Source organism: Roseateles sp., assembly GCF_049240545.1.
In the GTDB taxonomy this organism is placed as follows: domain Bacteria; phylum Pseudomonadota; class Gammaproteobacteria; order Burkholderiales; family Burkholderiaceae_C; genus Paucibacter_A.
In genome coordinates this window covers 1-1,058 of record NZ_JBMLSK010000212.1, presented here as the reverse complement: position 1 = coordinate 1,058, position 1,058 = coordinate 1, and the positions used below count along the sequence as shown (strand labels likewise).

Below are 1,058 nucleotides of genomic sequence, written 5' to 3'. Positions count from 1 at the left end.
CAGCCAGTTCGCCCGCCCCAGCGCGATCGGCCGGATCCGGTTCTCGATCCAGTTGTTGTCGGCCGGCAGATTGCCGTCGCCCAGGTAACGGGTCAGCGCGGTCCAGCGGTTCAAGCTGTAGTCGATCGCCTTCGCGGTCGCCGACCCTTCCGGCACTTTCTGCCGCTGCGTGATCAGCCACGCCTGCAGGGCATCGGCCACCGGCTTGGCCTTCAGCTGCCGGATCCTGCGTCGCTCATCGACCTGCAGGTCCTGCACCTCGCGCTCGACCGCGTACAGGTCGCGGAAATACCCCAGCGCCTGCTCGGCCACCGCGCTCTGGTGGTTGGCCCACAGGTCGAAGAACTTGCGCCGCGCATGCGCCAGACAGCCCGCCTCGACGATCTGGCCGCCGAACAACGCCTTGTAGCCGGCGTAGTCATCGCACACCAGCGTGCCGCGCCAGCCGCTGCTGCTGCCGTTGCTGCTGGCATCGGCACGGTCGGTGCCGAGAAAAGCCTGCACGTGGCGCCCAGCGCGGGTCTCGGCGAAGTCGAACACGACACCCTTGATCGGATCGAAGGCCGTCGTGCCGTAGCTCCACAGATACGCCCGATGCGTCTTGCCGTGGCCCGGCTTGAGCATCGCCACCGGCGTCTCATCGGCGTGCAGCACCGCTCGGCTGAGCAGTGCGGCCTTCAGCGCCCCGACCAGCGGCTGCAGCTCGACGCCGCAGGCACCGACCCACTGCGCCAGCGTGGAGCGCGGCAGGCTCATCCCGGCGCGTTCGAAGATCGCCTCCTGCCGGTACAGCGGCAGATGGTCGGCATATTTGGCCACCAGCACCTGGGCCAGCAGCCCGGTGGTGGGCAGCCCCTTGTCGATGACGTGCGCCGGCACCGGCGCCTGCACCAGGGTCTCGCACTTCGCGCACACCCACTTGCCGCGGATGTGGTGCTCGACGGTGAAGATGCCGGGCACGTAGTCCAGCTTCTGGGCCACGTCCTCGCCGATGCGCTTCATGGCGCAGCCGCAGCCGCAGGTGGTGCTGTCGGGTTCGTGGCGGATCTGGCGGCGCG

Annotated in this window: 1 protein-coding gene; it reads right to left on the bottom strand. The window is 69.0% G+C overall.

The annotated features are described in order from the left end of the window. Positions 1–1,058 (bottom strand): IS66 family transposase (gene tnpC, locus ACOVRJ_RS13660; RefSeq protein WP_422044397.1); only part of this gene is annotated, 1,058 nt, incomplete at both ends.